General features: G+C 73.5%; 10 protein-coding genes. 2 read left to right on the top strand and 8 right to left on the bottom strand.

The window, feature by feature from the left end; all coding sequences use genetic code 11:
- The first annotated feature begins 18 nt into the window (after positions 1–18).
- Entirely contained in the window at positions 19–1,077 is a 1,059-nt protein-coding gene (locus HD595_RS11135) for a sulfotransferase family protein (protein ID WP_253768239.1), read from the top strand.
- A gap of 47 nt (positions 1,078–1,124) precedes the next feature.
- Here the strand turns inward: HD595_RS11135 and HD595_RS11130 are convergent, their stop codons facing one another.
- The 8 genes from HD595_RS11130 to HD595_RS11095 all read right to left on the bottom strand — a co-directional run bounded on the left by HD595_RS11130 (position 1,125) and on the right by HD595_RS11095 (position 11,499).
- Positions 1,125–2,189, bottom strand: coding sequence for a glycosyltransferase (locus HD595_RS11130; RefSeq protein ID WP_253768237.1), 1,065 nt, complete (start codon positions 2,187–2,189; stop codon positions 1,125–1,127).
- Positions 2,186–4,852, bottom strand: coding sequence for a bifunctional glycosyltransferase/CDP-glycerol:glycerophosphate glycerophosphotransferase (locus tag HD595_RS11125; protein WP_253768235.1), 2,667 nt, complete (start codon positions 4,850–4,852; stop codon positions 2,186–2,188). The genes HD595_RS11130 and HD595_RS11125 overlap by 4 nt, the downstream gene beginning before the upstream one ends.
- Before the next feature lie 88 nt (positions 4,853–4,940).
- The gene (locus tag HD595_RS11120) at positions 4,941–5,747 is read right to left on the bottom strand and encodes an SRPBCC family protein (RefSeq protein WP_253768233.1); all 807 of its coding nucleotides are present in this window, start codon (positions 5,745–5,747) and stop codon (positions 4,941–4,943) included.
- A gap of 68 nt (positions 5,748–5,815) precedes the next feature.
- Complete coding sequence (locus tag HD595_RS11115) at positions 5,816–6,670, bottom strand: FAD binding domain-containing protein (RefSeq protein ID WP_253768231.1); 855 nt, start codon at positions 6,668–6,670, stop codon at positions 5,816–5,818.
- Positions 6,667–9,078, bottom strand: coding sequence for a xanthine dehydrogenase family protein molybdopterin-binding subunit (locus HD595_RS11110; protein WP_253768229.1), 2,412 nt, complete (start codon positions 9,076–9,078; stop codon positions 6,667–6,669). Before HD595_RS11110 ends, HD595_RS11115 begins: the two co-directional genes overlap by 4 nt.
- A complete protein-coding gene (locus HD595_RS11105; RefSeq protein WP_253768226.1) occupies positions 9,075–9,557 on the bottom strand; it encodes a (2Fe-2S)-binding protein in 483 nt (160 codons plus the stop codon). The genes HD595_RS11110 and HD595_RS11105 overlap by 4 nt, the downstream gene beginning before the upstream one ends.
- A 144-nt stretch (positions 9,558–9,701) precedes the next feature.
- On the bottom strand, positions 9,702–9,923 hold the full coding sequence (locus HD595_RS11100; protein WP_253768224.1) for a hypothetical protein: 222 nt from the start codon (positions 9,921–9,923) through the stop codon (positions 9,702–9,704).
- Positions 9,913–11,499 carry a PspC domain-containing protein gene (locus tag HD595_RS11095; protein ID WP_253768222.1) on the bottom strand — a complete coding sequence of 529 codons (1,587 nt, stop codon included), beginning with the start codon at positions 11,497–11,499 and terminating at the stop codon, positions 9,913–9,915. The genes HD595_RS11100 and HD595_RS11095 overlap by 11 nt, the downstream gene beginning before the upstream one ends.
- 113 nt (positions 11,500–11,612) lie before the next feature.
- On the opposite strand from HD595_RS11095, the gene HD595_RS11090 reads away from it, so the two are divergent.
- The gene (locus HD595_RS11090) at positions 11,613–12,821 is read left to right on the top strand and encodes an ATP-binding protein (RefSeq protein WP_253768220.1); all 1,209 of its coding nucleotides are present in this window, start codon (positions 11,613–11,615) and stop codon (positions 12,819–12,821) included.
- The last annotated feature ends 1 nt before the right edge of the window (position 12,822 follow it).

Raw genomic sequence — 12,822 nt, 5'->3', positions numbered from 1 at the left:
TTCGGGGGTTAGTACGTAATGTCCGATCGGCCTGTCTTCGTCGTGGGCTGCCCGCGCTCCGGCACCACGATGCTGCAGCTCATGCTGCACTCCCACCCGCGCATGGCGGTCCCGCCGGAGACGCGGTACGTCGTGCCCGTGTACCAGCGCCGCCGCGAGTTCGGCGACATGCGCCTCGCCCAGCGCCGCGCCGCGCTCGCGGAGTGGATCGCGACCGACCGCACCACGAAGTTCAAGGAACTCAAGATCGACAAGGATGAGTTCGTCCGTGAGTGCGTCGAGGGCCCCGGCTCGCTCGGCTCGGTGATCGGCACGACGTTCCGCATGTACGCGGCGAGGTTCGGCAAGCCGCGCTGGGGCGACAAGCGGCCGAGCTACGTCAAGCAGGTGGACATCCTGCGCAGGCTCTTCCCCGACGCCCAGTTCGTCCACCTCATCAGGGACGGCCGCGACTGCGTCTCCTCCCTGAAGGAGATGCCCTGGTACACCCACAGCTCCTACCACGCCATCTCCACCTGGGCCGAGGCCATGGACGCGGGCGTCAAGCTGCGCCGCACCCTGCCCGCCGACAGCTACTACGAGCTGCGCTACGAGGACCTGACCGACGACCCGTCGACCGAGCTGAAGAAGCTCTGCCTCTTCCTGGAGGAGGACTTCGACCCGGCCATGGTCTCGCCGCGCGAGGCGGCGCAGGTGGCCGTGCCCGTGCACAAGGTCTGGCACAGCAACACCCACAGCGACGTGCTGCGCACGCGGGTGGGGAGCTGGACCGGCCGGCTGGAGCCCTGGGAGATCTCGCTGGCCGAGCAGGCGCTCGGCGACCGGCTGGTGGCCAACGGGTACGAGCTCAGCGGCGCGCCGGCGCCGTCCAAGGAGCACATCGCGACCCTCCAGCGGGTCATGCAGAAGCGCAAGGCCGCCCGCTCCCGCAAGCGCCTGCGCGACCGCTTCCAGCGGCTGCGCGAGCCCGGCCCGGTGGCGGCGCTGCTCACCTCGCGCCAGCGGGCGCTGGCCGGGCTGTCGCCGCTGCCGGCCGAGTCCAGGCACGAGGAGACGCAACCGTCCGTCCCCGCCTGAAACGCACCCGGGCGCGGTCCCACGCCTGAAACGCACGCCGGGCGCGGTCACCGCCTGACGTGGGCGAACAGGGTCTCCCAGGCGTCCAGCACGCGGTCGGGGCGGAACGCCTCGGCCCGGGCGCGGGCGGCGGCGCCGAGCCGCCGCCGCTCCCGGGGCGAGCCGGCCAGCCGGCCCAGCTCCAGGGCGAACGCGCCGGTGTCGCCCGGCGGCACCAGCACCGGACCCGTGGCCCGCACCCCGCCCGACACGTCGAACGCCACCGCGGGCACCCCGTGCGCCGCCGCCTCCAGCAGCGTCAGCGGCAGTCCCTCGTGCTCGCTGGTCAGCGCCACCATCGAGGCGGCCAGGTACTCGCCGGGCATCCGCTCGGCGGGCACCCGCCCCCGGAACACCACCCGGTCGGCCACCCCCTCACGCGCGGCGTGCGCGCGCAGCCGGTCCAGCTCGGCGCCGTCGCCGACGAGATGCAGCTCCCAGGGCGGCGGCGCTCCGGAGGCCGCGAACGCGGTGATCAACCGGTCGAACCGCTTGACCCCTTCCAGGCGGCCCACACCGAGCACGCGCGGGGCCTCCAGCGGGGAGACCCGCTCCGGCCAGCCGGACAGCGGGTTCGGCAGCGACCAGGTGTTGGGCAGCAGCGCCTCTTCGGAGAAGCGCCAGGCGTCGTCCTCGCTCAGGAACACCGCCTGGTCGAGCTCCGGGTAGTGGCGGCGGATGGAGGCCAGGTGCCAGCAGCCGCCCGCGTGCTCGTACGAGCCGTGGTACTGGCCGATCGAGCGCAGCTCGTCCGGCAGCAGCGGCGCCACCCGGGCCACCACGCTCGGCGAGGTCAACACCGCGAACCCCGGCGCGCAGTCCCGCAGCAGCCGGGCCAGGCGCCGGTCGGCCCGCGCCCGGGCCAGGCGGCCGGACCGTCCCGCCCGGGCCCGGCTGACCACGTGCCGCCGGTAGCGGGGCTCGGCCACGTAACGGAACGGCGCGGCCGAGCGGTGCAGGCCGATCACCCGGACGTCGTGGCCGCGGCCGGCCAGGCCCTGCGCGAGGGTGTGCGTGACCCGCTGGATCCCGCCCAGCGTGTCGGCGTCCAGGCACGCGAAGACGACGTTCACCCGGCCCTCCCCGTCCCCCGGCCGAGCAGGTCGCCGAAGAAGGCGGTCACCACCCGGGCCGCCGCGTCGCCGCGCTCGTCGGCGCACCACAGGTCGCGGAAGGCCGCGTACCGGGCGGTGTGGGCGGCGTGCACCTCGGCCAGGTCGCGCAGCCGGTCGATGAGCTCCCCGGTGGTCGTCACGCACGGGCCGGGGGCGATCGCCGGCAGGTCGTGGTACACCCCGCGCTCGCGCAGCCGGTAGTCGTCCCAGTCGTCGATGAGGAACAGCATCGGCTTGCCGGTGATTGCGTAGTCGCACATCACCGACGAGTAGTCGGTCAGCAGCGCGTCGGAGGCCAGCATCAGGTCGTTGATCTCGGGATACGTCCCCGCCGGGCGGACGAAGTGCCGCAGGTGCTCCGGCACCGCGTACCGCTCGACGGGATGGGTGCGCAGGACCACCACCCACTCGGCGGCCAGCTCCTCGGCCATCAGCTCCAGGTCGGCCCGGACCGACGCGCCCCCGCCCTTGGCCCGGTCGCGGTAGGTGGGCGCGTACAGCAGGATCCTGCGGTCCGGCGGGATCTCCAGCCGGGCGCGGACGTCGGTCCGCGACACCCCGCGCACCAGCGCGTCGCAGCGCGGCGTGCCGTACCGGAGGATGGGGCCGGTGTAGCCGTTGGCGCGGGCGAACAGCCGCGAGAACTCCTCGCTGGGGGAGACGAGCGCGTCCCAGCGGGCCACCGCGGCGCGCCACACCTCGCGCGGCCGGTCGAAGTCGGCGCGCAGGTCGGGCGCGTCGAAGCCGATGGACTTGATGCCCTGGCCGTGCCAGGTCTGCAGGTAGCGGGTGCGGCGCGGCTTCGGGTAGTCGAGCGGGAAGCCGTGGCTGTCCACCCAGATGCCGGCGCGGGCCAGCGTCCAGACGTAGCGCCAGCTCCCGCGGCGCACCGCCCGCGACCCGGCGGGGACGTCCGCGCGGCCCCTGACCACCGACCAGACCGTCTCGACGGGCAGGCCGCGCCGCCTGACCTCGTCGTGGACGGCGCGCGGGCTGCCCGTGCAGCCCTTGCCGACGTCCGACTCGAACAGGGCGAGGTCGCGGCGCGCCGGCAGGAGCATGGTCAGCGCGCGGTAGACCAGCAGCTTGTGGCGCGGCCGGCCGGCGATCCTGAGCAGCCTGCGGGCGATCCGGCGCGGCAGCGAGCGGGCGCCCCGGTGCTCGCGGACCCGCAGGTACGCGGTGTGGCCGCACGGTTCGAGCCGCACGCGGCGCAGGTCGATCGGCTCGGCGCCGGGATGGACGATGAGCCGGTCGCAGGTGGTGTGGCCGGTCGCGAGGCTGGTGAAGGCGATGCGCGGCTCGCAGCCGCGCCGCACCGTGAAGGTCACCTCGGTGGTGTAGCCGCCCTCGCCCGACGGGGCGGGCCGGATCGGCACCTCCTCGCCGCCCAGCCGCAGGCATGCCCGCCACTCCAGCGGCAGCGCGCCGAACGGGTCGTACGTGCGCACGGTCATGCGCACCCGCTCGCCCTCGGCGGACAGCTCCGTCACCTCGTGCCGCAGACGGCTCGCGCTGAAGGGCAGCTCGGCCAGCCGCAGGGCGGTGATGTCCATGCCGGGGGAGACCGTGGTGCCCCAGTACGTCCGCCCGCCGGCCCGGACCGCGGCGCGCGGCGGGGCGTGGTGGCCGGTCAGCGAGCCCGCGGCCACCATGAGGTCGTCGATCCGGTCCTCCAGGATGAGGTGGCAGCACACCCGCGTCATCGGGTCGAGCCGGCCGAGCACCTCGGCGGGGATCCGCTCCATGTACGGCCGTACGACCGAGGCGAACTCCTTGACCCACACCCGTTCGCGCCGGGGCAGCGGGTTGAGGTAGACGCGCAGGTCCTGGCGCAGGAACCGCTCCTGCCGGTCCGGCACCAGGTCGGCCAGGCCGTGCGCGCGCAGCACGTCGTCGCTGCGCCAGGCGGCGACCAGCCGGTGGCGCACGTTCTCCATCTCGCGGATGCGCAGCGAGATGCTGGGCGGGCCGCACGCGCCGTCGCGCACCCGGTGCCACAGGTAGACGGGCCACGGCACGACCGCGAAACGGCGGGCGACGGCGTACGCCTCGGTGGCGAAGACGTGGTCCTCGTAGTTGATGTCCTCGGGGAAGCGCAGCCGGTGCTCGCGCAGGAAGGACACCCGGTAGAGCTTGTTGGTGGTGAACGAGTCGAGGAACAGCCGGGGCTCCGCGCGGATGCCGTCCACGACCCTGCGGGTGGCGAACAGCTCGGGGTAGTAGGGCTCGCTGCGGCCGGACCACTCGTACAGGCGGGAGATCTGGCCGGAGACGAAGTCGGCGCCGGTGCGCCGGATCTCGGTGAGCAGGCTCTTGCAGGCGTGCCGCGGCAGCTCGTCGTCGCTGTCGAGGAACATGACGTACGGCGAGGTGGCGGCGTCGAGCCCGTCGTTGCGCGGGGCGCCGCAGCCGCCGCTGTTGACCGCGCGGCGCAGGTGGCGCACGCGCGGGTCGGACCGTACGAGCTCGGCGGCGACGCGCGCGGTGTCGTCCGTGCTCGCGTCGTCGGCGATGATCACTTCCAGGTCGCGCTGCGTCTGGCGGAGGACGGAGCGCACGGCCCGGGGCAGGCGGGCCGCGTCGTTGTAGGTGATCACGACGACGGTGCAGTCCGGCATGCCGCCTCCCCCCGTGAGAGCGTCACGTGGGGAGGGGATTCCCGAAGTTCGGGGTAACTTGTCCGGATTTAAGATGTTTTGGGGATATCTATCGCATCAGCCGCCTGATCAGCCAGATCGCGAACGCGAGCGCCACCAGCGCGCCCGCGACGGGCGCGAGCCGCTTCAGCAGCGGCGCGCCGGCGATCTCCAGCAGGTCCAGGGCCTCCTCGTCGGGGCTGCGCGAGGTGCGCAGCGTGCCCGCGGGCCGCAGCTCCGGCTCGGGCTCGGGCTCGGGGACCGCGGTGAGATGCCGCTCTCCCGCCGCGCCCGGGGTCGCCGGCCCGCCGGTGGCGACCGCCCCGGCTGCCGGGACCGGGGCCTCGACTGGGACCTCCGCCGGGGTCGGGACCTGGGCCTCTGTCGCGGCCGGGGGCTGCGCCGCGAGCGGAGTCTCGTGGGACGACTCGGCCAGCAGCCCGGCCAGGCTCGCCGCGAACCTGTCGATGAGCTTCTGGCCCACCTCCGCCATGACGCCGCGCCCGAACTGCGCGGGCCGCCCCGTCACCTGGAACGACGTCTCCACCGCCACGGCGGTCGTGCCGCCCGCGGCCGGGGTCAGCCGGGCCTTGACCGTGGCCGACGCCGTGCCGGCCCCGCGCGCCTCCTTGCCCGACCCCTTGATCGTGAGCGTGTGGGAGTCCTTGTCCACGTCCTCGAACCGGGCCGAGCCGCGGTAGGTCACGGTGATGGGCCCCACCTTGACCTTCATCCGGCCGGTGAACTCGTCGCCCTCGAAGACGTCGAGCGTCGCGCCCGGCAGGCACGGCGCCACGCGCTCGACGTCGAGCAGCACCGCCCATGCCTGCTCGACCGGAACCGGGACGGTGAACTCGTGCTCGAACCGCATCGCCATCGGAACGCTCCTCACCTTCGACACTACGTCCGGACGGGGACGCCCGGGAAGGGGCGCCCCCGCTCGCGTCACGGCGCTCCGGCGGCCTTGCCGATCGCGCGGTAGGTCAGCACCTTGGCCAGGTGCCTGCGGTAGTCGGGCTGCGCGTGCAGGTCCGCCGGGGGCGAGGTGCCCTCGGCCGCCGCCTCGCAGGCCGGCCGTACCTGCTCGCCGACCTCCACGCCGCGCAGCGCGGCCTCGACCGCGCGGGCCCGCAACGGCGTCGAGCCCATGTTCGTCAGGCCGACGCGCGCCTCCTGGATGGCGCCGTTCGAGCGCCTGACGGCCGCGGCCACGCCCACGATCGCCCACGCCTGGGCGGTGCGGTGGAACTTCTCGTAGTGGTAGCCCCAGCCCTCGCCGAGCTTGGGGATGCGCACCCCGGCCAGGATCTCGCCCGGCCGCAGCGACGACTCCAGGTAGTCCACGAAGAACTCCGCGGCCGGGATGTCCCGCTCGCCGCGCTCCGAGCGGGCCACGAGCACCCCGTCCAGCGCCAGCACCACCGCCGGCAGGTCACCGGCCGGGTCGCCGTGCGCCAGCGAGCCCCCGAACGTGCCGCGGTGCCGCACGGCCGGGTCGGCCACCGTGGCGGTGGCCATCGCCACCAGCGGGCAGGCCGCGTTGACGACGGGCGAGCGCATCACCTCGTCGTGCGTGGTCATCGCGCCGATGTGCACGTGGTCGCCCCGGTCCTCGACGCCCGACAGACCGGGCAGCCGGCCGATGTCGACCAGCGTCGTCGGGTACGACAGCCGCAGCCGCAGCAGCGGCAGCAGCGACTGGCCGCCCGCGATCACCTTGGCGTCCTCGTCGGCGGCCAGCGCCTGGCACGCCTCCTCCAGCGAGCCGGCGCGCAGGTAGTCGAACCGCGCAGGGATCATGACCGCACTCCTCCCCGGGTGCCCTGGACCGCCCGCCACACGCGCTCCGGCGTGCAGGGCATCTGGACGTCGCGGACGCCGCGCGGGCGCAGCGCGTCCACGACCGCGTTCACGACGGCCGGCGTGGAGGCGATCGTGCCCGCCTCGCCCACGCCCTTGACGCCCAGCGGGTTGCCCGTGGAAGGCGTCTCGGTGCGGTCCGTCGTGAAGGTCGGCAGGTCGGCCGCCGACGGCAGCAGGTAGTCGGCCATCGTCGCGGTCAGCAGGTTGCCGTCCGCGTCGTACACCGCCTCCTCGAACAACGCCTGGGCGACGCCCTGCGCGATGCCGCCGTGGACCTGCCCCTCGACGATCAGCGGGTTGATGACCTTGCCGACGTCGTCCACCGCGACGTACGAGCGGATCTTGACCATGCCCGTCTCGGTGTCCACCTCGACCGCGCACAGGTGGGTGCCGTGCGGGAAGGAGTAGTTGTCCGGGTCGAACGTCGCGTCGGAGTCGAGCCGCGCCTCGACGCCCTCGGGCAGGTCGTGCGCCGTGAACGCGGCGAACGCCAGCTCCTGGATCGTCTTGCTCGCCCCGGTGCCGCGCACCTTGAACGCCCCGGCCTCGAACTCCAGGTCGTCCGGCGAGCACTCCAGCAGGTGCGCGGCCAGCTTCCTGGCCTTGTCCTTGACCTTCTCGCACGCCTGGAGCACCGCGACGCCGCCGATGACCAGCGAGCGCGAGCCGTAGGTGTCCATGCCCTTGTGCGCGACCGCCGTGTCGCCGTGCAGCACCGTGATGTCGTCGAACGGCACGCCGAGCGCGTCGGCGGCGATCTGGCTCCACGACGTCACGTGCCCCTGCCCGTGCGGCGAGGTGCCGGTGATGACCTCGACCTTGCCCGTGGGCAGCATCCGCACCGAGCCGTGCTCCCAGCCGCCGGCGCCGTAGTTGGCCATGCCGAGCAGGCGCGACGGCGCCAGGCCGCACATCTCGGTGTAGGTGCTGACGCCGATGCCGAGCTGCACCGGGTCGCCCCGGTCGCGCCGGTCCGCCTGCTCGGCCCGCAGCTTGTCGTAGCCGAACAGCGCCATCGCCCGCTCCGTGGCCGCCTCGTAGTTGCCCGAGTCGTAGGTCAGGCCCGAGATCGTGGTGTACGGGAACTCGTCGTGCCGGATCCAGTTGCGCCGCCGCGCCTCCAGCGGGTCGATCCCCAGCTCGGCGGCCAGCTCGTCCATGACGCGCTCGATGGCGAACGTCGCCTCCGGCCGGCCGGCGCCGCGGTAGGCGTCGGTCGGCATCTTCGTGGTGAAGACGCCCGTGCAGGCGAACTCGTAGGCGTCCATCTTGTAGATCGCGTTGAACATCGACGCGCCCAGCATCGGCACCCCGGGGGTGACGAGCATGAGGTAGGCGCCCATGTCGGCCAGCAGCTCCACCCGCAGGCCGCGGATGCGGCCGTCGGCCTCGGCCGCCAGCCGGATGTGCTGGATCTGGTCGCGGCCGTGGTGGACCGTCAGGTTGCCCTCGCTGCGCGACTCGCTCCACTTGACCGGGCGGCCGAGCCGGCGGGTCAGCAGCAGGCACAGCACCTCCTCGGCGGTGACCTGGAGCTTGGAGCCGAAGCCGCCGCCCACGTCCGGCGCGATCACCCGCAGCCGGTGCTCGGGGATGCCGGTCGTGACCGCCAGCATGACCCGCAGCACGTGCGGGATCTGCGTGGACGACCAGAGCGTGAACGTGTCGCCGTCGGTGCTCGCGAGCACCGCGCGCGGCTCCATCGCGCTCGGGATCAGCCGCTGCTGGATGTAGGTCCGGTCGATGACCACCGGCGCGTCCCGGAACGCCGCCTCCACGTCCCCCGAGGTGATCGTGGTGCTGAACGCCTTGTTGCCGCTCTCGTGCACCTTCGGGCTGCCCGGGGTGAGCGCGTCGTGCATGTCCATGACCGCCGGCAGCGGCTCGTAGTCGACCTCGACGGCCTCCAGGGCGTCGGCGGCGCGGTAGCGGTCGGTGGCCACCACGCAGGCGACGGCCTCGCCGACGTAGCGCACCTCCGACACCGCCATCGGCGGGTGGTCGGGGATCACGATGTCCTCGCTCACCGGCCACGCGCACGGCAGGCTGCCCTGCTCGTCGGCGAAGTCCCGGCCGCTGAAGGCCGCCAGCACGCCGGGCAGCTCCTTCGCCGCCGACACGTCCACCCGGGTGATCCGGGCGTGCGCCATCGGGCTGCGCAGGAACATCACCTGGACCATGCCCGGCTGCTGGAGGTTGTCCGTCCAGCGGGTGTGCCCGGTCAGCAGCCGGGCGTCCTCCTTGCGCCTGCGGGCCCGGCCGATCTCCCCGCGGCCCGTCGGCTCCGCGATCTGGCCGCTCTCCGCGATCTGCTCGCCGACCAGTCCGGCGTCCAGCTCGGTCATGACGTCCGCACCTCCTGCCCCATCTCCTGGGCGCCCCGCTTCACCGCGCGCACGATGTTGCAGTAGCCGGTGCACCGGCACAGGTTGCCCTCCAGGCCGTGCCGGATCGTCTCCTCCGACGGGTCGGGGTCGTCCCTGAGCAGGTCGATCGCCGCCATGACCATGCCCGGCGTGCAGTAGCCGCACTGGAGCGCGTGCTCCTCGTGGAAGGCCCGCTGCATCGGGTGCATGGACCCGTCCGCGCCGAGGCCCTCGATCGTGACGACGTCGCAGCCGTCGGCCTGGACCGCGAGGACGGAGCAGCTCTTGGCGCTCCTGCCGTCGAGCATCACGGTGCAGGCTCCGCAGTTGCTGGTGTCACAGCCGATGGGTGTGCCGGTCTTGCCCAGGCGCTCTCGTAGGAGGTGGACGAGGAGGAGCCGCGGCTCCACGTCCTCCTCGTACCTGATCCCATCGACGGTGATGGTGATGCGGGGCATAAGTCCTCCCTCGAGGCAGGGGGGAATAAGTGGATAAATGCCAAATTACGCCGGGCTTTTTCCCGGTCAAGGGTTCACTTACCCCGTACCACTCGTTCCCACGTCCCCGAGGAGGCCGCCGCGTCCCCGAAGAGGCCGCCTCGCTCAGCGGCCCCTGGCGACCCTGGCGATCACCGCCACCAGGCCCGAGAAGCCCAGCCCGACCACCACGAGCCCCACGAGCGCCAGCGGGTCCTTCAGCCCGCCGCTCAGCACCAGCGCGCCCAGTGCCACGAACAGCATGCCGCTGAGCAGCGCCATCCAGTCCGTGCGGTGGGTGCCGCGCACCGGCTCCAGGTCCTCGCCCGCCTCACGCTCACGCGGCACGGCGCACCTCCATGTCGCCGAAGCCGCTCCGCAGGTTCAGCACGATGGTCGACACCGGCCCCTTGGTCGTCGTCTCGGGCTCCAGCACCTTGTCGAAGCGGATGTCCGTGCCGCCCCTGATCGACTGGTCGATCTGGATGTCGCCCACCTTGTTGCTCGCGTGCACCTCGACCCGGGTCTCCGACGGCACGATCACGGTCAGCTCGCCCAGGTTGACCCGCGCGTTCAGGGTCAGGCTCGTGCCGGGCGCGATCCTCAGCTCCGACAGGTCCAGCCTGCCCTCGCCCAGCGCCACCTCGTACGGGCGGTTCGCCTCCGCGGCCGTGCGCGGCGTCCACACGTAGTCGCCGACGTTGCGCGGCAGGCCGCCCACCATCATGGCGAACGCCAGCAGGAACGCCACCCCCGTGCCCGCCGCCACCAGCCCCGCGCCGCGACCCCACCAGGCGGCCACCAGCAGGCCGACGCCGATCGTCACGAGCACGGCGCCGCCGACGACGACCGGGCTCACATCCGCGCCCGAGCGGGCCTGTACGGCCACGATGATCCCTCCAACGATGAAGGCCAGCAGCAGGGTGATGGGGCCGATGAACGACGGGGGCCGCCGCGGCCTGCGGGGGCGCGGAACGGGCCGGCCGTACAGGACCGGGTCATAGGGGGAGTAGCCGGCGCCGGCGCGTCTACGGGGGTCCAGCGGCTGGTACGCGTCGCCCGGCGGGGGCGGCGGGAACGGGGGGCGCGGCGGGAAGGCGTCGCGCGGCCGCTGCGGGCCGCTCGGCTGGAACGGGCCACGCGGCGCGAACGGCCCGGCCGCCGGCGCGGCGGCCCGCTCGGCGCCCTCACCGGCCCCCGGCTCCTCGGTGCGGAACTCGGGGGCGTCCGGCACGTCCGCGGCAGCCGAGGCATGCTCGGGCGCGGCCTGCTCCGGGGCGGCGCTCGCCGCGTGCCCGGAGGGCGGCCCCGCGTACTCCTGGGTGGACGGACGCTCCTGGGTGGACGGGCGGGCCGTCCCCTGGGCGAAGGCCCGGGTGACGCCCGTCGCAGGCTGCCCCGGCTGGTACGGGCGGGAGGCGGCCGGCGCCGGCGGGTAGACCGGCGGCGGCGGGTAGGCGCCCGGCGCCGGGCGGCGGTTGAGCCGCTCCGGCATCGAGCGGAGCAGCCCGAGCAGGTCCACGCCCCTGGAGTGCGCCGCGAGCAGCGAGACCGCGAGCAGCAGCCCCACCACCAGCGTGCCCGTGTCGAGCCAGACCGTCGTGAGGTTGATCGCCAGACCGAACCCGAACACCGCCGTGAGCAGCGCCATCACCGTCTCGGCGTCGAAGTCGCGCCGGGTCCACTGCTCGATCCAGCCCGGCCGGCCGTTCGGCTCCTTCATGAGCAGGAACGCGGCGATGTAGAGGAACATGCCGATGCCCGAGCCGAACAGCAGCACCGCGAACCCCACCCGGAACACCACCGGGTCGATCCCGGTCTGCCGCCCCAGGCCGGCGCAGATGCCGAGCAGGAATCGGCCCTCGGAGCTGCGTCGCAGCGGCCGGGGAGGCGCGGCGGGCGTCTTCGGCGGTGCCTCTGTCATGCCCCTATGGTGGCGCGGGGGCGCGGCGCGTCGCATCCGGGACACCCCTGACCGGACCCGGGGGTCGTTCCCTGATGCCGCTTTCGCCCGCTCCGTGTGACGATGACGGTGTTATGGCTGACCAGAAGACTCTTGCCGAGCCCGGTGGCGACGCGCCCTACCGCCGGATGACGCGGCCCATGGAGGGCCGCCTCCTCGGAGGCGTGGCGCAGGGCCTCGCCGCGCAGCTCAAGCTCGACCCGGTCGTGATCCGGCTGATGTTCGTGCTGCTGTGCGTGGCGGGCGGAGCGGGCGCGGTGGCGTACGCGGTGCTGTGGATGATCGCGCCGCGCGAGCCGTACGAGGGGGCGCCGCCGCCGCGCGACTGGAGCCAGCTCGCCGCGTTCAGCGCGATCGGCGTGGCGCTGCTCGCGTTCGGCTGGCTGACCGGGGCGTCCAAGGGCGGCATCGGCATGCTGCCGTTCGCGGTGGGCGGCATCGGCGCGCTCATCCTGTGGCAGCAGGCCGATCCCGAGCGGCGCAAGGGCTGGGTGAGCGGCGCCACCAAGAGCATCCGCGGCAACCGGGTGCGCACGCTGCTCGGCGTGACGCTCGTCGTCATCGGCGCGATCGGCTTCCTGGCCGCCGAGGGGGAGCTGGCCGCCGCGCAGCCCGGACTGCTGTTCACCGGGGTCGTGGTCGGCGGCCTCACCGTGATCGCCGCGCCGTGGCTGGCCGGCCTGTGGAAGGAGCTCCAGCTTGAACGGCGTGAGCGCATCCGCCAGGAGGAGCGGGCCGAGGTGGCCGCGATGGTCCACGACTCGGTGCTGCACACGCTCACGCTGATCCAGCGGGTCGCCCACGACCCGCGCGAGGTGGTGCGCCTCGCCCGAGCGCAGGAGCGCGACCTGCGCAACTGGCTCTACCAGCCGGCGCAGGACGCGGACGCGACGCTGGCCGCGGCCGTCCGCCGGATCGCCGCCGAGGAGGAGGACGCGCACGGCGTCGCCATCGAGGTGGTCTGCGTCGGCGACATGGACATCGACGCGGGCGGCCGGCTCGCCGCCATGCTGAAGGCGTCGCGGCAGGCGATGGTCAACGCCGCCAAGTACTCGGAAAGTCCTACCATCTCGGTGTACGCCGAAGTCGAGGGTGACGAGGCCACCATTTTCGTGAAGGATCGCGGCAAGGGGTTCGACCTGGACGCGGTCCCGCTCGACCGGATGGGCATCAGGGAGTCCATCATCGGGAGAATGGAGCGCCACGGCGGCACGGCCAGGGTGCGCACCGAGCCCGGTGAGGGCACCGAGGTGATGCTGACGATGAAGATCACGAAGGACTGAA

Origin of the sequence: Nonomuraea roseoviolacea subsp. carminata (genome assembly GCF_024172185.1) — a bacterium.
In the GTDB taxonomy this organism is placed as follows: Bacteria; Actinomycetota; Actinomycetes; order Streptosporangiales; family Streptosporangiaceae; genus Nonomuraea; species Nonomuraea roseoviolacea.
The sequence above is the reverse complement of the archived record's forward strand: the minus strand, read 5'-3'. Positions and strand labels throughout refer to the sequence as shown.

What these genes read in the sequence shown, in the direction of transcription:
- HD595_RS11135 (WP_253768239.1), top strand. Translation starts at nt 19, where the DNA reads ATGTCCGATCGGCCTGTCTTCGTCGTGGGCTGCCCGCGCTCCGGCACC.
- HD595_RS11125 (WP_253768235.1), bottom strand. Translation starts at nt 4,852, where the DNA reads ATGCCGGACTGCACCGTCGTCGTGATCACCTACAACGACGCGGCCCGC.
- HD595_RS11120 (WP_253768233.1), bottom strand. Translation starts at nt 5,747, where the DNA reads ATGGCGATGCGGTTCGAGCACGAGTTCACCGTCCCGGTTCCGGTCGAG.
- HD595_RS11115 (WP_253768231.1), bottom strand. Translation starts at nt 6,670, where the DNA reads ATGATCCCTGCGCGGTTCGACTACCTGCGCGCCGGCTCGCTGGAGGAG.
- HD595_RS11110 (WP_253768229.1), bottom strand. Translation starts at nt 9,078, where the DNA reads ATGACCGAGCTGGACGCCGGACTGGTCGGCGAGCAGATCGCGGAGAGC.
- HD595_RS11105 (WP_253768226.1), bottom strand. Translation starts at nt 9,557, where the DNA reads ATGCCCCGCATCACCATCACCGTCGATGGGATCAGGTACGAGGAGGAC.
- HD595_RS11095 (WP_253768222.1), bottom strand. Translation starts at nt 11,499, where the DNA reads ATGACAGAGGCACCGCCGAAGACGCCCGCCGCGCCTCCCCGGCCGCTG.
- HD595_RS11090 (WP_253768220.1), top strand. Translation starts at nt 11,613, where the DNA reads ATGGCTGACCAGAAGACTCTTGCCGAGCCCGGTGGCGACGCGCCCTAC.